The organism is Ancylobacter sp. (assembly GCF_965229075.1).
Lineage (GTDB): Bacteria > Pseudomonadota > Alphaproteobacteria > Rhizobiales > Xanthobacteraceae > Ancylobacter.
Genome location: NZ_CBDDIO010000002.1, coordinates 2,576,260 through 2,593,615, shown reverse-complemented (window position 1 = coordinate 2,593,615; position 17,356 = coordinate 2,576,260). Strand labels below are relative to the sequence as shown.

Sequence of the window (17,356 nt, the reverse complement as noted above, 5' to 3'; positions counted from 1 at the left end):
GCAGCGTGTGCGGCCCCGCTTCCGGCCGAACCTTCAGCCCGCACGCAGGTTCTGGACGAACTCGGCGACTTCGCGCTGCAGGTCGCCAGCGCGCGAGGACAGCGACGTCGACAGCGAGGAGAGCTGGGTCGACGCTGCGCCCGTCATCTCGGCTGAGCGACCGACGCCGGCCATGTTGTCGTTCACGGCGCCGGTACCGCTGGCCGCCATATGCGTGTTGCTGGCGATCTCGCGGGTGGCGGCGGCCTGCTCTTCCACCGCCGTGGCGATGGCGGTGGTGACGTCGCGGATCTGCGTGATGGTACCGACGATCCTCTCGATCGAGCCGACGGTGCGGCTGGTCGATTGCTGGATGCCCTGCACCTTCACGCCGATTTCCTGTGTCGCACGGGCGGTCTGCTCGGCGAGTTGCTTGACCTCCTGTGCCACCACCGCGAAGCCGCGGCCCGCCTCGCCCGCCCGGGCCGCCTCGATCGTGGCGTTGAGCGCGAGAAGGTTGGTCTGGGCGGCGATGTCGGTGATGAGGTTAACGACTTCGCCGATCTTGCTGGCGGCTTCGGACAGCTCGCGGATCTCGCCGGCGGCGCGGGTGACTTCGTCCGAGCCGGACGCCGCGAAGGCGGCGGCCTGCGTGACCTGGGAGCCGATTTCGCTGATGGACGAGCTCATCTCCTCCGTCGCGCTGGCCACCGTCTGCACATTGGTAGAGGCTTCCGCCGCCGCATTGGTCACCGCCACGGCCTGGCGCGAGGTTTCCTCGGCCGTGTCCGAGAGGTTGCGCGCCGCCACCGACACCTCGCTGGAGGAGGAAGCGACCTGATTGACGATGCTTTCCATATTGGCGACGAAGGATTGCGCCAGCCGGTCGCGCCGGGCCATCGCCGCACGCTCGGCTTCGGCGCGGGCGGTCGCCTCGCGACGGGCGGCTTCGGCCTGGGCGAGGCTGTCGCGGAAAGCGAGCAGCGCGTTGCTCATGGCACCGATCTCGTCCTTGCGCTCGGTGTAATCGACAGCGGTGGCGAAGTCGCCGCCGCGAATGCGCTCCATGCTGGTCACCGTCGCCCGGATCGGCAACGCGATCAGCTTGTTGAGAGTGAAGGCCGCGCCGGCGCCGATGAGAACGATGACCAACACCGACACCCCGACGGCGATCATGATCATCCACTCGGCCGCGCGCATGTCATCCTGGCGGACGGTGAGCAAGGACGCCTCGGCTTGGCTCAACTCGGCGACAAGGCCACGGATCTTGTCGAAATAGGCCTTGCCCTTGCCGGCATATTCCACCTCGCGGGCGGCCTCAACCTGCCCCGCCTTCATGAGATTGACGGCATAGGCCGACACATCGCGCTGCCAGGCCTCGACCTGCTGGCGGATGGCATCGAGCCGCTGCTGCTGGACGGGATTGTCGCTGGTCAGCGACTTCGCTTCCTTCCAGTTGGTGACAAAAGCGCTTTCACCGGCCCGGAGCGGATCGAGATTGCCATCCTTGCCGGTGATGAGATAACCGCGGAGGCCGGTTTCCTGATCGACCATAGCGGCCAGCATCGCGTCGACACGGTCCAGCACCTCATAAGTGTGGACGGTCCAGCCGACATTCTGGCTGACCGTCGTTTCGGCCTTCAGGATAACTCCGCCGGTGACGAGGCTGGCAATGAGGACAAGCCCAAATGCCAGCATGATCTTGGTGCGGATCGCGAGGTTCTTCACGTTCATTCGAGGTCTCCGGCTCTGGGGCCATGACGAGCGGCCGCTTGTCGGCCGTCCGGGGAGTGGGCTGGATGCTGATGCGGACAGTGGGAGGCGATGCGGCGAGGCGGGAGCCAGCATGCAATGGCGCTCACACCTCGCCCCCTTCCCAAAGGTCGACCGCAAGGCTTGCGCGGGCCTGACGCGTCGTCGGTGGTGATGTCTCGCCCGTGCAAGCACCGACGCTGGGCAGGACGCTCGGACGGAGCGACCGCAGCGTCTGGACACGGCGCGGTTCTTCACCATATGCGGCTGATGAGCCAACTGCCCTGGTGCCGCGCGTGAGCGCACCTTCCCCGCTTTTTCAGCCCCTGCCCGCGCCGCTGACCCGCGACGGCCGCGCGCGGCTCGTGGGTATCGAGATCGAATTCACCCGCCTGTCCGAGCACGGGGCGGCGCAGTGCCTCAGCGCCGTCATCGGCGGCACGGTGGAGGAGGAAGACCCGCACGCCTTCCAACTCAGGGGTTCACGGCTCGGCGATCTCGGCATCGAACTCGACGTGCGCCATGTCCATCCCGGACGCGAGGGTCCGGGTCGGCGACTGGGGCCGCTCTCGCTCTGGCTCGGCGCGGTGGTGAGCCCGCTCGTGCCGCGCGAACTCATCACCGGGCCCTTGCCGGTGGAGAGGCTCTGCGAATTGGATGGGGTGGTTCAGGCGCTGCGCGCAGCAGGAGCGGGGGGTGAAGCGGTGATCCTCACCGATTCGCTCGGCCTGCATTTCAACGTCATGCCGGAAGCCACCGATGCCGGGACGCTGCTGCGGCTGCTGCAGGCCTATCTGGTGAGCGAGCCGGCCTTGCGCCAAGCGACACTGACGAGCCGGCTGATGCGCTTACACGCGCCGCCGCCCTACCCCGCTGACTATATCAGGCGGGTCCTTTCAGCCGACTACCGGCCCGACCTCGCCACGCTCTGCGCCGACTATGTCGCGGCCAATCCAACGCGCAAGCGCTCGCTGGATCTGCTGCCGCTGTTCCTGGAGCTGTTCCCGGCCATCGGGCACCGCATCAGCGGCAAGGTGAAGCCGCGGGCCGTGCTGCATTACCGGCTGCCGCTGGCCTATGTCGGCCGGCCGGGCTGGAGCCTGGCCGCCGACTGGAATCGCTGGGTTGCGGTGGAGGCGCTGGCCGCTGATCCCGGCCGGCTCGCCGAGGCGTGCCGGCAGGCCCTTCGATAGGCTTGCGGATCGCTGCCGTTCAGCTGGCGATCGCCACCGGGAGCGGCCCGCGCCCGCCGCGACCCAAGGCGCGGGGATTGAGGCGCTTCTCGGCGAGCAGGCGCAGCATGTCGGCGACGCGCTGGTGATGGGCCAGCCCGGCCTGCAGCAGGCGGCAGCAATCCGTCCGGCCGACGCCCGCCAGGCTGGCAATGAGGCCGGCATAGCGCGCGGCGGTATAGGCCGCAGCCGCCTGCACGGCGCCGGCGATGGCGATGTCGAGCACATGATCGTCGTCGATCTCGCCGGCCAACTCTTCCGCGCTGATGAAGATGCCGTCGATCGCTGGGGATTCCGCGACATGCGGGCGGCAGTCGCGGCGGCGGCAGACTTCCTCGATCTGCGCGATATTACTGGTGCTGGCGGCAAGGCCGTCTTCGAGATCGCGGCGCAGCGCCGGATCGGAAACCTTGCCGGCCAGCGCCGCGAGCGTCTTGGCAATCCGGCGCTCGGTGTAGAGAAGCTCGCCGAGCCCCTGGATGAGGAGATCGTCAAGCGACCTTATGTCTTTTGAGAGCAGTCCCACGGCACATCCTCCCGCCTTTTGGCTGATGGACCAGCATCGCCGGTCGAGCGCCAAACGCGGGTGCGGGGTGGAAGTTCCGGGCGTCTCAACCGAAAGTATCAGGCGGGGGCGAAGGTGCCGTCCGGACCCAGCCGCTCCAGAACGCCGGTGGCAACGGCGAAATAGGCGCCTTGCAGGGCCAGCCGCCCATCGTCGAGCCGCTCCCGTACCCAGGGGAAGGTCGCGAGATTGCGCAGGGAAAGCTTGACGCACTGATACTCGACAATGGTCCGCCGCTCCGCCGGATCGTCGCTGAGATTGAGGGCGATGTCGCGCGCCGGCCCGCCGATGCGGATCCAATCGGGCAGAAAATCCTGCGCCTGCGGCGGGGCCCCGTCGATCAGCGCCCCGGCGCCGCCGCACAGCGCATGGCCGAGCACGACGATCTCCCGCACCTCAAGCACGCGGACGGCGAACTCAATGGCGGCGCTGGTGCCGTGGTGCTGGTGATCCGGCGTCGAATAGGCCGGCACCAGATTGGCAACGTTGCGCACGACGAACAATTCGCCCGGCCCGGCGTCGAAGATCATGGACGGGTCGACGCGGCTGTCGGAACAGGCGATGACCAGCGTCTGTGGTTTCTGCCCCAGAGCCGCGAGCCGTTCAAAAAGCGCCTTGCGCTCCGGCCAGCCGGTGGCACGGAAGCGGTGATAGCCGTCGAGCAGTTTGTCCATCCCTCACCCTTGCGATAGGCAGTCCGCGCAGTAGCTGAATAGACGTGCCGGGGCCGGCGTGCAAACGCAATGCCCCAAGAGGCACAGCGCGGCAGCCGGAGGCTCAGCATGGCGGACGACATTCCCTTCGAGCGGCGCTTCACCGCCGTGCCGGGCGTTGTGGAAGAGGTGGCGCCGGGCGTGCGCCGCGTGCTTGCCCCCAATCCCGGGCCGTTCACCTTCACCGGCACCTGCACCTATATCGTCGGACGCAGCGAGGTGGCGGTCATCGACCCCGGGCCGGACGACGCCTCGCATGTCACCGCCGTGCTAGCGGCGGTGGAGGCGGAGACGGTGACGCATCTCTTCCTCACCCACACCCATCGCGACCATAGCGGGGCGCTGGCGGCGCTGCAGGCGGCGACGGGTGCGCCGACCTATGCCGAAGGCCCGCATCGCGCCGCCCGCCCGCTGCACGCGCAGGAGATCGGCACGCTCGACGCGGCCGGCGACCGGGGCTTTCTCCCCGATGTGGCGCTGGCCGACGGCGCACGGGTGGAAGGCGCCGGCTGGACGCTCGCCGCGCTGGCCACGCCGGGCCACACCGCCAATCACATGGCCTTCGTGCTGGAACAGGCCGCGGCGATCTTTGTCGGCGACCATGTGATGGGCTGGTCGACCACGGTGGTGGCGCCGCCGGACGGTTCGATGAACGACTATATGCACTCGCTGCGGCGGCTGGGGGAGCGGCCGGAGACGCTCTATTTCCCAGGCCATGGCGGCGTCATCACCCAGGGGCCGGCTTTCGTCGAGCGCTTCCTGCGCCACCGGCTGGCGCGCGAAACCGCCATCCTGCGGGCGCTGGAGCGGGGGCCGCGCGCCATCCCGGACATTGTGCGGGCGATCTATTTCGGCCTCGATCCCCGGCTCGCCGGCGCGGCGGGGCTCTCCACCCTGGCGCATCTCGAAGATTTGGTGGAACGCGGCGACGTGCTGACCGACGGCCCGGCTGTGCTCGCCGGCCTCTACCGACTGCCCTGAGCCGCCAAGGCGTCAGCGGCGCAGCGGTCGGCCCTGCTGGTCGGCGAGTTCTGCGAAAAGCTGGGAAATGCGCCGTGCATTGGAGCCGAAATCGGCGTCGCCGCTGCGCGCGGCGGAGCGGATATCGACCCGCGTGCCCGTGGCGATGGGGCGGATGCGGATGACGAGATCGTCGCGCAGGCCAAAGGGCAGGCTGCGCGCCACCGCTTCCAGCCGTCCGTCGCGCCCGTCGCGCGGCGGCACCGCCTCGACCACCAGCCATTTGTGCCGCTTCGCCAGCGCCAGCAGGCCGCGGTAGATTTCCTCCGGCGGCGCGTCGAAGCTCATTGGCTTGATGCCGGGATAAAGGTCCAGTTGCAGTGCCGCCATGCGGTCGCCGGGATAGGCGAGGCTGTTGGCGGCGCGCGAGCGCACCGTGCCGAGGGTGACGAAGGACGGCGGGTCCTCGGTGTCGGTGGTCACGTCCGGCAGGTTGCGCACACCCATGCCGAGCGCGGCAACGGTCGCTGTCGGCATGATCAGCACCAGCGCGAGCGCCGCCGCGCCGATCACCCGCCACAGCCCTTTCAGCCCGTCGTTCCAGATCACCACGAAGCCCGCCAGCGCAAGCACCAGCGCGAGCACCGCCACGGCGACGCCAGCCAGCACGGTGTAGAGCGCGCTGCGGAAATCCAAGGTCTCGGTGGCAAACAGCGCGGCGCCGATGAAGGTGACGGGGAAGGCGAAGATGGCGGCGCGCAGGCTCCATACGGCGAGCCGCGACATACGTTCCTCGATGTAGAGCCTCCGGCGGATCATCGCTGCCCCTCCCCCGCCCGTCTCAGGCCACCGCCGGCCCGGCCGCGTGCGCACCGAGGAACAGCGCGGCCAGATCCTCCACCGAATCGACCACCAGATCGGCCTCATGCGCGAAGTCGTCCACCGGCGCGGGCCCGCAGCGCACAAGGATCGCCATCGCCCCCGCCGCCCGCGCTGTCTCAAGATCGTGCCGGGTGTCGCCGACCAGCGCGATGGCGGAAGCCGGCAGGCCGGTGAGCGCGGCGAAGGCGTCGATCATGCCGGGGTTGGGCTTCGAGCCATAACCCGAATCATGCCCATACACCGCGCTGAGATAGGGCGAGAGGCCGAGCCGATCGGCCTGCAGCCGCGCATTGGGCTCCGCGTCATTGGTGGCGATGCCGAGGGGCAACCCCACCGCATGCAGCCGTGCCAGCGTGTCGGCAGGACGGCCGATGGGGGTGAGGTAGCGCGCGCCTTCCTCGCAGAACAGGTGATCGACCTGTTCATAGAAGGCTGCATCGGCTGCCCGCGCCAGAATGTCGGCCCAGAGCGGCCCATATTGGCGCGAGGACCCGGCGATGAGCGGCGAGGTCTGAAGGAAGCGCCGCTCCTCGGCGACATAATGGCTCGCGTCGAACAGCCGTTCCAGCGTCGGGCCCTCTTCACCGGCCAGACGCCGCATCACCGCACCGGCGGCCGGTCCCCAGGTGTGGTCGAAGTCGACAAGAGTACCATCCTTGTCGAACAGAATGCCGCGAGGAGCGTTCACAGTCTGTCGCAATCCAGTTCGTCCGGGCAGGCAAGCCGACAATGGAGGCCTGATAGCATGGATTTTCCCCGGCTCCCATCCGCTCCCCGCAGCGCCCTGTCCAGCCTCGCAGGGCTCGCCCTGCTGGCCGTCGGCGCCGCGCCACTGGCCGCCGAGCCGGTGCAGGAACTCAAGCGCTCGATTGACGAGGCCGGCACGGCGGTCAATCGCCAGCTCGGTGACTGGCTGGGGGTGGCACCGGACCGGCCGGCCCGCGCGCGCAACGCGACGCGACCCAAGGCGCCGGCGATTCCCCTGCCGCCGCCGCGCCCGCAGGACATCGCCGCCGAGCCCCCGGCGTCGACGCCTGAGGCCAACCCGGAGATTGCCGAGCCCTTGGCCCCGGTGGCGGTGGCGCCCGCCTCACCCCCGCGCGATCCCCGCCCAGAGCGAGGCGGCGCGCCGACGGAGCCTGCACCCACCGCCGAGACAGCGGCGGCGATACCCGCGCCGGCAGAGCCGCCCGTCCCGGAATCCCCAACTGCCGCGCCCGAGCCACCGGCGGAGAAGGCGGCGACGGACGAGGCGACGGTAGGGACGGCTCCCGTTCCCCTGCCCCCGCCATCTCCCGAGCCGCGCCTTGCCGCCCTGCCGCCGCCGGCTCCAGCCGCGCCGACGGCCGCCCCCGAGCCGTCGGCAACCGCGCCGGAGCCCACTATCTGCCCGGAACTCTCGAACGAATCGCTCGGCGTGTTCACGCCCGTAGCAGTGACCGCCACCAACACCGCCTGCACGGTGGACCGGGGCGTTTCCCTCTCGGCCGTACGGATGAAGGACGGGCGGCTGGTGAAGCTGGAGCCGGCGGCGACGCTGCGCTGCGAAATGGCTGCCGCCGTGGCGCACTGGGTCCGCGACGGAATCGAGCCTGCGGTGGCAACGCTCGGCGCGCCGCTCGACACGGTGCTCGTCGCCGGCTCGCAGCAATGCCGCCCGCGCAACCGTGTTGTCGGCGCCCGCACCAGCGAGCACGGGCGCGGCAATGCGATGGACACGCGGGGCTATGTGCTGAAAGACGGGCGGCGCTTCGTCATCGGCACGCCGGCGCCCGGCAGCGGCGACTCGGCCATGCCCGTGGCCTTCCAGGAACGGATCAAGGCCAGCGCCTGCGCCGACTTCACCACCATCCTCGGCCCCGGCTCGGACGGCTATCACGAGCAGCATCTGCATGTGGATCGGGCCGAGCGGCGTAGCGGGGCCGTGCTTTGCCAATGGGCGGTGGCCGAAACGACGGCCAAGGTCCCGAGCCCGCCGCGCAAGCCGGACGCGCCCGCCGCGACGGACGCTACGGAAGGGGCGGATGAGGAGGCGTCGCCCGCTGCCAACGGGCGCGAAAACCCCGGCACAAGTCAATAGGTCGGGGGTTCCGACCAAGGGCCGGCTTCCGGCGCGCGCGTCGCCGCTCTAGGGTGGGGCCGGTTCCACCCGGCCGGCGGAGTAGCTGCCATGCTTACCAATCTTCAGGCTCGCGACGTCGAGACGCTGATTCATCCCTATACCAACCTTGTCGCCGTGCGCGAGACCGGGCCGCTGATCCTGGAGCGCGGCAAGGGCGTGTGGGTGCACGATGTCGACGGCAAGCCCTATCTTGAAGGCATGGCCGGTCTCTGGTGCACGGCGCTCGGCTACGGCAATGAAGAACTTGTCGAGGCGGCGGCGACGCAGATGCGCAAACTGCCCTTCACCCACATTTTCGGCGGCAAAAGCCACGACCCCGCGATCGAACTGGCGGAAAAGCTCAAGGAGATCGCCCCCGTGCCGATCTCCAAGGTGTTCTTCACCTCGTCCGGCTCCGAGGCGAACGACACCCAGATGAAGCTGGTCTGGTACATGAACAATGCGCTCGGCCGGCCGAAGAAGAAGAAGATCATCGCCCGCATGCGCGGCTATCACGGCGTCACCATCGCCTCCGCCTCGCTGACCGGCCTCGCCGGCAACCATAATGATTTCGACCTGCCGATTGCTGGCGTGCGCCACACAACTGCGCCGCACCATTATCGTCTGGCCGAGCCGGGCGAGAGCGAGGCGGACTTCGCCACCCGCCTCGCCGCCGATCTCGAAGCCCTCATCATCGCCGAGGGACCGGAGACGGTCGCCGCCTTCATCGCCGAGCCGGTCATGGGCGCGGGCGGGGTGATCGTGCCGCCGGCGACCTACTACCCGAAGATTCAGGCCGTGCTGAAAAAGTACGACGTGTTCTTCATCGGCGACGAGGTCATCACCGGCTTCGGCCGTCTCGGCACCGCCTTCGGCAGCGAAGCGATGGAGATGCGGCCCGATTCGATCTCGGTCGCCAAGGCTCTGTCTTCGGCGTACCAGCCGATCGGCGCGGTGATGGTGCCCGAACTGATGTATGAGGCGATGCTCACCGAGAGCAGCAAGCTCGGCAGCTTCGGCCATGGCTACACCTATTCCGGTCACCCGGTGGCCGCGGCCGTGGCGGTGAAGACGCTGGAAATCTACGAGCGCGAGAGCATTTTCGAGCGGGTGCGGGCGAAGATCCCGCAGTTCGACGCGCGCCGTGCCGCGCTGGAAGATCACCCGCTGGTGGGCGAGGCGCGCGGCAAGGGTCTGGTGGGCGCCGTCGAATTGGTGGCGGACAAGAAGACCAAGCGCCAGTTCGACCCCAAGCTCGGCATGGCGGCCAAATGCGTCGCGTTCTGCCAGCAGGAAGGGCTGATCCTGCGCAACGTGTTCGGCGACGCCGTCACCATCTGCCCGCCGCTGGTCATCTCCCCGGCGGAGATCGACGAATTGTTCGACCGCCTCACCCGCGCGCTCGACAAGACGCTGGACTACGCCGTGCGCGAGAACCTGCTGGCGGCCTGACGTAACGCGGCCCCGGCCGAGCGCCGGGGCCCTGCCCTTCCCGATGCAATGGCGGGCGGTAAGCTCCTCAAGCACCGCACCGACAAACAAAAAGGGCGCTGCCAGCGGCAGCGCCCTTTTCATGTGAACCCATCGCGTTCGTCAGAGAACGACGACGTTCGCGCCCTGCGGCACGCGGGTATAGAGGTCGATCACGTCCTCGTTGAGCATGCGGATGCAGCCCGAGGAAATGGCCCAGCCGATGTATTCCGGCTGGTTGGTGCCGTGGATGCGGAACAGCGTGTCCTTGTTGCCCTGGTAGAGATAGAGGGCGCGGGCACCCATCGGATTGTGCGGGCCCGGACCGACGAAGTTCGGAATGCCGGCGAGGCGCTGCTTGATTTCCGGGGTCGGGGTCCAGGTCGGCCATTCGGCCTTGCGGCCCACCTTGGCTTCACCCTTGAAGGCGAGGCCTTCTTCGCCGACGGTCACGCCGTAGCGGATCGCCTTGCCGTTGTCCTCGACCAGATAGAGGAACTTCTTGTCGGTATCGACGACGATCGTGCCTGGCTTCTCGGTGCCGGCGTAGTCGACGATCGCGCGCTGATACATCTCCGGCGGCTGAACCTTCTTGTAGGGTGCGTCCGCCAGCAACTTCTTGTCCCGCGGCGTCAGCGACGCCTCAGGAGCCGGCTGCCGCTGCGCATTGCTGCACGCCGCCAGAAGAACCGCCAACAGGACCACCGCCGCCCCGCGCAAAACCATATCCAAAGCTCCGAATCCCGCCACGCGCCATGCGCGTCAAATCGCTCGCTGTCCGTCGATTAACCCATGTAGGACCCGCCTTGAAGGGGCCACATGACTGCCACCGGTTCGTCGCCATAAGTTGTTGCGGAAAAACATCACTTCCGTTGGAAGAGGTCCAAAATGCCGGGATGAAGCCGGCTAAGCGCCAAGAGGCCTTATCTCCGACCGCGACTTTGCATATTTTTGACGCAGTCGACGCCCACTTCGTCGGCATCCGCCCCGCAACGGCGGGAAGTTCAACCTGGAGAGTGTCATGTCTACCGACGAAGAAAGCCCGGCCCAACAGAGCCGCGCTCCCGAATCCCGACCGAGCGAACGCTGGGACCGCGCGGAACAGAGCGCACATTGGCGCGAGATCGGCATTTCCGCGGTTGCCGCTGCGGCCCGCTACGCCTCCTCCAAGAAGACGGTATCCGATGCCCCCGTTTCGGGCGCGGCGCGGACCGATGATGCGGAAGCCAAAATCGTCACGCTTCGCGACGTAGAATATTTCGCGGCCTGAGGCCGCCTCTTCCCCCAGAGACGCTGAACGACGAACCGCCCTCTCCGGGCTGCGCAGATGCGCGCCCGGCTCGGACAGGCTCGCCTGATTCGCGCCGCGATGACGGCTATGGTGCGGCCCTGCGCCTTTCGCGGAGGGCCGGCTGGCATCTATTTGCGATCCAGAGCATGGTCGGCGCCGCCGCGACCGTGCCGGAGGAGCCATGATCACCGCCTATTGCGTCCGTGACGGACTGCTCGCCCCTGTTTCCGTACGGACCGTGGATGACATGCCGGCGGACGCCGTCTGGGTCGACCTGTTCCGCCCCTGCGAGGGCGAGGACCGGATCATCGAGCAGGCGCTCGGCCTTTCCGTGCCCACGCGGGAGGAAATGGTCGAGATCGAGCCGTCGAGCCGCCTGCGGGTGGAGAACGGCGCGCGCTACATGACCGGCGCCATCGTCTGCAACAGCGACGGCGAACGCCCTTCCCTAGCCGAAATCTCGTTCATCCTCGCCGGCAACCGGCTCACCACCGTGCGCTATGACGAGCCGACGCCGTTCCGCCTCGTCGTGGCCAAGCTTGATCGCGCATGCCCGCCCGGCACGCGCGGCGACCGGCTGCTGCTGATCATGCTCGACACTATCATCGACCGCGCCGCCGACATCATCGAGCGCCTGTCGAGCGATATCGACGCCGTGTCGCGCCAGGTGTTCGAGGAGGCGACGGACCGGCCGAGCGACAGCCGGCGCTTCCGCACCATATTGAAACTATTGGGGCGGCGCGGCGATCTGGCCTCCAAGGTGCGCGAGAGCCTCGTGTCGATGGGCCGCCTCGTCACCTTCCTGTCCACCGAGGGCGAGGCGCAGCGATTCGACAAGGAGCAGCGCGCGCTCTTGAAAAGCATGCAGCGCGACGTCGGCTCGCTGAACGACCACGTTTCCTATCTCGGCAACAAGATCACCTTCCTGCTCGACGCCACGCTCGGTATGGTCGGCATCGAGCAGAACAACATCATCAAGATTTTCGCGGTGCTCTCGGTGGTGCTGATGCCGCCGACGCTGATCGCCTCCGTCTACGGCATGAACTTCCAGCACATGCCGGAGCTGGATGAGCGCTGGGGCTACCCGCTGGCGCTGGCGGGGATGCTCGCGGCGGCGGTGGTGCCGTATCTGTTCTTCAAGTGGAAGCGCTGGCTGTAGCGCCGTCATCCCGGACAGGCGAGCGCCTTCCGGGATGACGCGATGTCCGGCACGGCTCAGACGTGCTGGCCGCCATTGATGTGGATTTCCGCGCCGTTCAGATAGGACGAGGTCTCGGTGCACAGCACATAGATGATCTTGGCCACCTCGTCGGGCGTGCCGAGCCGCTGCATGGGGATCTGCTCCACCAGCTTCTCCGTGCCGGGCGAGAGGATCGAGGTGTCGATCTCGCCGGGAGCGATGGCGTTGACCCGCACCCCGAGCGGGCCGAAATCAGCCGCCATTTCGCGCGTCAGGCCGGCCAGCGCCGCCTTGGAGGTCGCATAGGCCGCCCCGGCGAAGGGATGCACCCGCGAGCCGGCGATGGAGGTGACATTCACCACCGCGCCATGGGTGCGCTTCAGTTCTTCCAGCAGGCCGCGCGCCAGCAGGATGGGGGCGAAGAAATTCACCTGGAACACGCGCCGCCAGTCTTCCTCCGGCGTGTTCAGCGTGCCGAGCCGCGCCCCACCCGCGCCCTTGGGCGAGATGCCGGCATTGTTCACCAGCGCGTGGAGCTGGCCATCGGGCAGGCGGTTCTTGATTTCCTCCACCGCCCGCAGCGTGTCGGCGGGGTCGGAGAGGTCGACCTGGATGTGGTCTTCCGGCCCCATCTCCCAGGGGCAATTTTCCGGGAAGGCGTGGCGCGAACAGGTGATGACGCGCCATCCGGCGGCGGAGAACCGCTTGACGGTGGCGTGGCCGATGCCGCGGGAGGCGCCGGTGAGCAGGAGAGTGCGGCGAGGCTGGTTGTTCATGGGCGATGTCTAGCTCAGCGACGGGGCGGTGTCAGGGGACAAGGCCGCCAGGGAAAGGCCGATCAGGGGTAAAGTCGCGTCTTGGTCCATTCCGGCGCCTCGGCCGTCTCGCGCGCGAAGACGACCCGATCATGCAGGCGGAACGGCCGGTCATGCCAGAATTCGATTTGCAGGGGGCGGATGCGAAAGCCGGTCCAGTGCGGCGGGCGCGGCACCGTGCCCAGCGCATATTGCGCCGTCACTTTCGCCACCGCCGTCTCCAGGGAAAAGCGCCCTTCCATCGGCCGCGACTGCTGGCTCGCCCAGGCACCGATCTGCGACAGGCGCGGACGGGAGGCGAAATAGGCGTCGGCCTCCGCCTCGCTCACCTGCTCCACCGGGCCGCGCACGCGCACCTGGCGGCGCAGCGACTTCCAGTGAAACACCACCGCCGCCTTGGGCATGGCGGCAAGCTCGCGGCCCTTGGCACTGCCGGTATTGGTGAAGAAAACGAAGCCGCGCGCGTCGCGCTGGTTCAGCAGCACCATGCGCACATCCGGCAGGCCGTCGGCGTCCACGGTGGCGAGCGCCATGGCGTTGGGGTCGTTGGGTTCGCTCTCCTTCGCCTGCGCAAACCATTCCTCGAACAGCAGGAAAGGCTCGGTGGCCGCGGTGAAATCACCGGATGTTAACTGTTCGGACGCTTCCATAACGACAACTTCGGACGGTCGAGTACGGGACCCATGGAAACGTTCCACAGGTGGCGAGAGCAGGCGGCGCGCGAAAGGGACAGCGCGCGTCCTCCATATACGCTTCCGGCATCATTCCGCACAGCACCCAGCGTGCTGACTTTGGTCGGCGCGGCACTTCTCGTCGCCGGCTGTTCCACCGGGCCAGACCTCGACACGCTGGCGACCGGCTCGGTGGCGCCCAGCGCCTATGCCCGCGAGCCGGTACCGAAAGGCATCGCCCCCGATGACTGGGCCGCCGCCCGCACCGCCCTCGCCGAGGCGCTGCACGAGAAGCAGGCTGCCCCCAGCGTGCCCTGGGAGAACTATGCCAGCGCCACGCGCGGCACGGTGACGCCGCTCGGCGCCACCGGCGACGACGGCAAATGCCGCGAATTCCTCATGAGCTTCGTGCGCGAGAAACAGGAAGACTGGCTGCAGGGCGAGGCCTGCCGCGCCGGCAAAAGCGGTTGGAAGGTCGACCAGGCCCGCCTGCTCGACCGCTGAGCCATTCGCGCGGCGATCTCTGCACCTGCGGGCCCGCGGAGCCGTTGCATCCCCGCAACACCCTCCCTACATGGAGGGAAGCCGGAACCGCCGGACGAGATTACCATTCATGCGCGATCCCTATGACATTCTCGGCGTGGCCCGTAACGCCGACCAGAACGAAATCAAGCGAGCCTTCCGCAAGCTCGCCAAGAAGCTGCATCCCGACGCCAACAAGGACAACCCGAAGGCGCAGGATCAATTCGCCGAGCTGAACGCCGCGCACGAAATCCTTTCCGATGTGGAGAAGCGCGGCCAGTTCGACCGTGGCGAGATCGACGCCGAAGGCAAGCCACGCGGCTTCGAGGGCTTCCCCGGCGGCGGCTTCGGGCGCGGCTTCCGTCGCCCCCCGCCGGGCGACGCCGCCTATGAGAGCTTCTCGTTCGGCCCCGAGGGCGCCCGCCGCTCCGGCCATGGCCCGCATGATGCCGGCGGCTTCGACGACGTGATCGCCGACATTCTCGGCGGCCTTGGCGGGCGCGGCCGGGGACGCGGCACGGGCGGAGAGACGCCGCGCGGCGGCGATGTCGACATCACCGTGCCGGTGGCGCTGGAGCGCATCGTCGAAGGCGGATCGGTGAAGGTGCATCTTCCCAACGGCCGCACCGTCGAGGTGAAGATTCCGGCCGGGGCCGTCGAAGGTCACCGCATGCGGCTGAAGGGCCAGGGCGAACCGAGCCCCTTCGGTGGCGCGCCGGGCGATGCCTATGTGGTGGTGGCCTATGCCCCGCACCGGCATTTCCGCATCGAGGGCACGGATTTGCGCACAGATGTGGCGCTGCCGCTCGCCGATGCGGTGCTGGGCGGCAAGGTGCGGGTGCCGACGCTGGGCGGCGAGGTCTCGCTCAGCGTGCCCGCGCATACCCAGTCGGGCCGCACCTTCCGCCTGCGCGGCAAGGGCCTGCCAAAGGCGGATGGCGGCTTTGGCGATCTGCTCGCCACCATGCGGATCATGCTCCCCGAGGCGCCGGACCCGCAGCTGGAAGAGCTGATGCGCAAGCGGCGCGACGGCGCGGGCTGAGTTCCGCCGCCTGCGCGTCCCCCTCGCGCGCGACCGCTCGCTTGAGCGGGTCTTGCTGCTGTGCGATAGGAACCTGCGCCCGGAAAGACGGGCAACGGTACGGAGCATCGTGACGAGCATGGCATCGGGCGGATTGATGAGCGGCAAGCGCGGCCTGGTGATGGGAGTGGCGAATAATCGCTCCATTGCCTGGGGCATTGCGAAGGCGGCCCACGCGCAGGGGGCGACACTCGCCCTCACCTATCAGGGCGAACCACTGCGCAAGCGTGTCGAGCCGCTCGCCGCCGAGCTCGACGCGGCCATTGTCGGCCATTGCGACGTCACCGACCCCGCCACCATCGACGCGGTCTTCGCTGAGACGGAGCGTCAGCTCGGCGGGCTGGACTTCCTCGTCCATGCCATCGCCTTCTCGGACAAGAACGAGCTCGACGGCCGCTATGTCGACACCACGGCGGAGAATTTCAGCAAAACCATGCTGATCTCCTGCTACAGCTTCACCGCCGTCGCCCAGCGCGCGGAGAAGCTGATGACCAATGGCGGCTCCATGCTCACCCTCACCTATTACGGCGCCGAGAAGTGGATGCCGCATTACAATGTGATGGGCGTCGCCAAGGCCGCGCTGGAGGCGAGCGTGCGCTATCTCGCCGCCGATCTCGGCCCGAAGAACATTCGCGTCAACGCCATTTCCGCCGGCCCCATCAAGACGCTGGCGGCCTCCGGCATCGGCGATTTCCGCTATATCCTGAAGTGGAACGAGCTTAATGCCCCGTTGCGCCGCACCGTCACCATCGACGAAGTGGGCGATACGGGGATGTATCTGCTCTCCGATCTCGGCCGCGCCGTCACCGGCGAGGTGCATCACGTCGATGCCGGCTATCATATCGTCGGCATGAAAAACCCGGACGCGCCCGACCTCACCCTCGACCGGGACTGAGCCGACCCCCCAGCGGAGCACGCGCCATGATGAAGGCCCGCCTGATATCGCTCTTCCGCCGCAACGCCTTGCCCGCTCTGGCGGCGGGGGCATTGGTGCTCGCTCTGGCCGGCCTGCAGCCGGCAGCGGCGCAGTCCGGCCCCATCATCGTCAACCCGCCTCCGGGCTCGGGGCTCTCGAACCTGCCCTATATTCCCCCGCCGGATGCGCAGGACAGCGGCGTGCCGCCGACCTTCCAGCAATACCCGCTGATGAACCGGATTTTCGGCTTCGGCGGCGCCATCTTCCCCGGCTATGTCAGCCCCAGCGACGGACGCGACGACCGGGATCGGCGCGGCTATCTCACCGGCGGTCGCCAGGGACCGGTGCTGTTCGCCGCCGGCTCGGCCGATTCGCTGTGCCAGATGACGCAGGCCCCGCAGGTGAAGGTGCTCTCCGCCCCACCCGGCGTGAAGCTGAACTTCAGCATCGGCAAGTTCACCGCCACCGGCGTCGATGGCGGCTCGCATCGCTGCGTGGGTCGCACCGTGGGCGGCGTGCTGGTCACGGCCAAGGGCCGCGCGCCCGCCGGCTCCACGGTGACGCTGCGGGTTTCCTACCCGTTCAAGCGGATCAGCTACACGCATGTGGTGAGCCTGCCTTCCAAATGACCCGACGCATCTTTCTCGTTCGGCATGGCGAGACCGACTGGAATCTCGCCGGCCGCCTTCAAGGCTCGCATGACATCCCGCTGAACGACCTCGGCCGCGAGCAGGCGGCGGAGACGGCGCGGGTGGTGGAACGTCTCAGCGGCGGCGCGCGTCATCTCGACTTCGTCGCGAGCCCGCTCAGCCGTGCCGCGCAGACCATGGCGATCCTGCGTGCCGAACTCGGCCTGCCGCCGGATGCCTTCCGCCGCGATGCCCGTCTGCGCGAGATCACCTTCGGCCGCTGGGAAGGTTCCACCTGGCCGGAACTGCGCCGGCGCGACCCGGTGAGCCTCGCCGCCCGCGATGCCGACCCGTGGAATTTCTCTCCCCCCGGTGGCGAGAGCTATGCCGAGCTTTCGACGCGGGTGCTGGAAGCCGTCGCCGAACTCACCGGCGATGCGGTGGTGGTGACCCATGGCGGCGTGGTGCGCGCCATGCTGCACGCCTTCGCCGGCATGCCGCCTAGCCAGGCGGTGGAGCTGCCGGTGCGCCAGGGGGCGGTCTATCTCATTGAAAACGGCGCGTTCGAACTCGCCGTCGCCTGACCTTCTTCAGGAG

General features: G+C 68.2%; 19 protein-coding genes. 11 read left to right on the top strand and 8 right to left on the bottom strand.

Features of this window, described 5'->3' with window-relative positions:
- Window positions 1-33 precede the first annotated feature (33 nt).
- Window positions 34-1,713 (bottom strand): methyl-accepting chemotaxis protein, encoded by a 1,680-nt coding sequence (locus ACO07Z_RS18225; RefSeq protein WP_421699996.1) that lies wholly within the window; start codon window positions 1,711-1,713, stop codon window positions 34-36.
- Window positions 1,714-2,027: 314 nt separating this feature from the next.
- Here ACO07Z_RS18225 and ACO07Z_RS18220 point away from each other — a divergent pair, with 314 nt between their 5' ends.
- Window positions 2,028-2,924, top strand: a complete 897-nt coding sequence (locus ACO07Z_RS18220; RefSeq protein WP_421699995.1) for an amidoligase family protein — start codon at window positions 2,028-2,030, stop codon at window positions 2,922-2,924.
- Between the two features lie 19 nt (window positions 2,925-2,943).
- Here the strand turns inward: ACO07Z_RS18220 and ACO07Z_RS18215 are convergent, their stop codons facing one another.
- Window positions 2,944-3,489: a ferritin-like domain-containing protein gene (locus ACO07Z_RS18215; RefSeq protein WP_421699994.1), complete on the bottom strand. Its 546-nt coding sequence runs from the start codon at window positions 3,487-3,489 to the stop codon at window positions 2,944-2,946.
- 98 nt (window positions 3,490-3,587) lie between these two features.
- Window positions 3,588-4,202, bottom strand: a complete 615-nt coding sequence (locus ACO07Z_RS18210) for a carbonic anhydrase (RefSeq protein WP_421699993.1) — start codon at window positions 4,200-4,202, stop codon at window positions 3,588-3,590.
- Window positions 4,203-4,310: 108 nt separating this feature from the next.
- Between ACO07Z_RS18210 and ACO07Z_RS18205 the strand changes: the two genes are divergently transcribed.
- Window positions 4,311-5,222 carry an MBL fold metallo-hydrolase gene (locus ACO07Z_RS18205; protein WP_421699992.1) on the top strand — a complete coding sequence of 304 codons (912 nt, stop codon included), beginning with the start codon at window positions 4,311-4,313 and terminating at the stop codon, window positions 5,220-5,222.
- 12 nt (window positions 5,223-5,234) lie between these two features.
- Here ACO07Z_RS18205 and ACO07Z_RS18200 read toward each other — a convergent pair whose 3' ends face one another.
- Both ACO07Z_RS18200 and ACO07Z_RS18195 read right to left on the bottom strand, forming a co-directional pair.
- Entirely contained in the window at window positions 5,235-6,020 is a 786-nt protein-coding gene (locus ACO07Z_RS18200; RefSeq protein ID WP_421699991.1) for a DUF1499 domain-containing protein, read from the bottom strand.
- A gap of 22 nt (window positions 6,021-6,042) precedes the next feature.
- Window positions 6,043-6,771, bottom strand: a complete 729-nt coding sequence (locus ACO07Z_RS18195) for an HAD family hydrolase (RefSeq protein ID WP_421699990.1) — start codon at window positions 6,769-6,771, stop codon at window positions 6,043-6,045.
- A gap of 57 nt (window positions 6,772-6,828) precedes the next feature.
- Here ACO07Z_RS18195 and ACO07Z_RS18190 point away from each other — a divergent pair, with 57 nt between their 5' ends.
- Both ACO07Z_RS18190 and ACO07Z_RS18185 read left to right on the top strand, forming a co-directional pair.
- Window positions 6,829-8,163 (top strand): extensin family protein, encoded by a 1,335-nt coding sequence (locus ACO07Z_RS18190; RefSeq protein WP_421699989.1) that lies wholly within the window; start codon window positions 6,829-6,831, stop codon window positions 8,161-8,163.
- 90 nt (window positions 8,164-8,253) lie between these two features.
- The gene (locus ACO07Z_RS18185; RefSeq protein WP_421699988.1) at window positions 8,254-9,636 is read left to right on the top strand and encodes an aminotransferase; all 1,383 of its coding nucleotides are present in this window, start codon (window positions 8,254-8,256) and stop codon (window positions 9,634-9,636) included.
- A 141-nt stretch (window positions 9,637-9,777) separates the two neighbouring features.
- Here the strand turns inward: ACO07Z_RS18185 and ACO07Z_RS18180 are convergent, their stop codons facing one another.
- Entirely contained in the window at window positions 9,778-10,380 is a 603-nt protein-coding gene (locus tag ACO07Z_RS18180) for a L,D-transpeptidase (RefSeq protein ID WP_244375225.1), read from the bottom strand.
- Between the two features lie 295 nt (window positions 10,381-10,675).
- Here ACO07Z_RS18180 and ACO07Z_RS18175 point away from each other — a divergent pair, with 295 nt between their 5' ends.
- On the top strand, window positions 10,676-10,924 hold the full coding sequence (locus tag ACO07Z_RS18175; RefSeq protein WP_421699987.1) for a hypothetical protein: 249 nt from the start codon (window positions 10,676-10,678) through the stop codon (window positions 10,922-10,924).
- Window positions 10,925-11,126: 202 nt separating this feature from the next.
- Window positions 11,127-12,104, top strand: coding sequence for a magnesium transporter CorA family protein (locus ACO07Z_RS18170; protein WP_421699986.1), 978 nt, complete (start codon window positions 11,127-11,129; stop codon window positions 12,102-12,104).
- A 56-nt stretch (window positions 12,105-12,160) separates the two neighbouring features.
- Here ACO07Z_RS18170 and ACO07Z_RS18165 read toward each other — a convergent pair whose 3' ends face one another.
- Entirely contained in the window at window positions 12,161-12,901 is a 741-nt protein-coding gene (locus tag ACO07Z_RS18165) for an SDR family NAD(P)-dependent oxidoreductase (RefSeq protein ID WP_244375222.1), read from the bottom strand.
- 62 nt (window positions 12,902-12,963) lie between these two features.
- Window positions 12,964-13,590, bottom strand: coding sequence for a pyridoxamine 5'-phosphate oxidase (pdxH, locus tag ACO07Z_RS18160; protein ID WP_421699985.1), 627 nt, complete (start codon window positions 13,588-13,590; stop codon window positions 12,964-12,966).
- 132 nt (window positions 13,591-13,722) lie between these two features.
- Here pdxH and ACO07Z_RS18155 point away from each other — a divergent pair, with 132 nt between their 5' ends.
- The 5 genes from ACO07Z_RS18155 to ACO07Z_RS18135 all read left to right on the top strand — a co-directional run bounded on the left by ACO07Z_RS18155 (window position 13,723) and on the right by ACO07Z_RS18135 (window position 17,343).
- Entirely contained in the window at window positions 13,723-14,115 is a 393-nt protein-coding gene (locus ACO07Z_RS18155) for an RT0821/Lpp0805 family surface protein (protein WP_421699984.1), read from the top strand.
- A gap of 109 nt (window positions 14,116-14,224) precedes the next feature.
- Window positions 14,225-15,175 (top strand): DnaJ C-terminal domain-containing protein, encoded by a 951-nt coding sequence (locus ACO07Z_RS18150; protein WP_421699983.1) that lies wholly within the window; start codon window positions 14,225-14,227, stop codon window positions 15,173-15,175.
- A 136-nt stretch (window positions 15,176-15,311) separates the two neighbouring features.
- Window positions 15,312-16,109: an enoyl-ACP reductase FabI gene (gene fabI, locus ACO07Z_RS18145; RefSeq protein ID WP_421699982.1), complete on the top strand. Its 798-nt coding sequence runs from the start codon at window positions 15,312-15,314 to the stop codon at window positions 16,107-16,109.
- A gap of 26 nt (window positions 16,110-16,135) precedes the next feature.
- Window positions 16,136-16,759: a hypothetical protein gene (locus ACO07Z_RS18140; protein ID WP_421699981.1), complete on the top strand. Its 624-nt coding sequence runs from the start codon at window positions 16,136-16,138 to the stop codon at window positions 16,757-16,759.
- A complete protein-coding gene (locus tag ACO07Z_RS18135; RefSeq protein WP_421699980.1) occupies window positions 16,756-17,343 on the top strand; it encodes a histidine phosphatase family protein in 588 nt (195 codons plus the stop codon). Before ACO07Z_RS18140 ends, ACO07Z_RS18135 begins: the two co-directional genes overlap by 4 nt.
- Window positions 17,344-17,356: the final 13 nt, after the last annotated feature.

Bases quoted from the DNA above. Each gene is read 5' to 3' on its own strand.
- ACO07Z_RS18180 (WP_244375225.1), bottom strand. From the start codon at position 10,380: ATGGTTTTGCGCGGGGCGGCGGTGGTCCTGTTGGCGGTTCTTCTGGCG.
- ACO07Z_RS18140 (WP_421699981.1), top strand. From the start codon at position 16,136: ATGATGAAGGCCCGCCTGATATCGCTCTTCCGCCGCAACGCCTTGCCC.
- ACO07Z_RS18210 (WP_421699993.1), bottom strand. From the start codon at position 4,202: ATGGACAAACTGCTCGACGGCTATCACCGCTTCCGTGCCACCGGCTGG.
- fabI (WP_421699982.1), top strand. From the start codon at position 15,312: ATGAGCGGCAAGCGCGGCCTGGTGATGGGAGTGGCGAATAATCGCTCC.
- ACO07Z_RS18170 (WP_421699986.1), top strand. From the start codon at position 11,127: ATGATCACCGCCTATTGCGTCCGTGACGGACTGCTCGCCCCTGTTTCC.
- ACO07Z_RS18205 (WP_421699992.1), top strand. From the start codon at position 4,311: ATGGCGGACGACATTCCCTTCGAGCGGCGCTTCACCGCCGTGCCGGGC.
- ACO07Z_RS18135 (WP_421699980.1), top strand. From the start codon at position 16,756: ATGACCCGACGCATCTTTCTCGTTCGGCATGGCGAGACCGACTGGAAT.
- ACO07Z_RS18185 (WP_421699988.1), top strand. From the start codon at position 8,254: ATGCTTACCAATCTTCAGGCTCGCGACGTCGAGACGCTGATTCATCCC.
- ACO07Z_RS18175 (WP_421699987.1), top strand. From the start codon at position 10,676: ATGTCTACCGACGAAGAAAGCCCGGCCCAACAGAGCCGCGCTCCCGAA.
- ACO07Z_RS18165 (WP_244375222.1), bottom strand. From the start codon at position 12,901: ATGAACAACCAGCCTCGCCGCACTCTCCTGCTCACCGGCGCCTCCCGC.
- ACO07Z_RS18200 (WP_421699991.1), bottom strand. From the start codon at position 6,020: ATGATCCGCCGGAGGCTCTACATCGAGGAACGTATGTCGCGGCTCGCC.
- pdxH (WP_421699985.1), bottom strand. From the start codon at position 13,590: ATGGAAGCGTCCGAACAGTTAACATCCGGTGATTTCACCGCGGCCACC.
- ACO07Z_RS18225 (WP_421699996.1), bottom strand. From the start codon at position 1,713: ATGAACGTGAAGAACCTCGCGATCCGCACCAAGATCATGCTGGCATTT.
- ACO07Z_RS18150 (WP_421699983.1), top strand. From the start codon at position 14,225: ATGCGCGATCCCTATGACATTCTCGGCGTGGCCCGTAACGCCGACCAG.
- ACO07Z_RS18190 (WP_421699989.1), top strand. From the start codon at position 6,829: ATGGATTTTCCCCGGCTCCCATCCGCTCCCCGCAGCGCCCTGTCCAGC.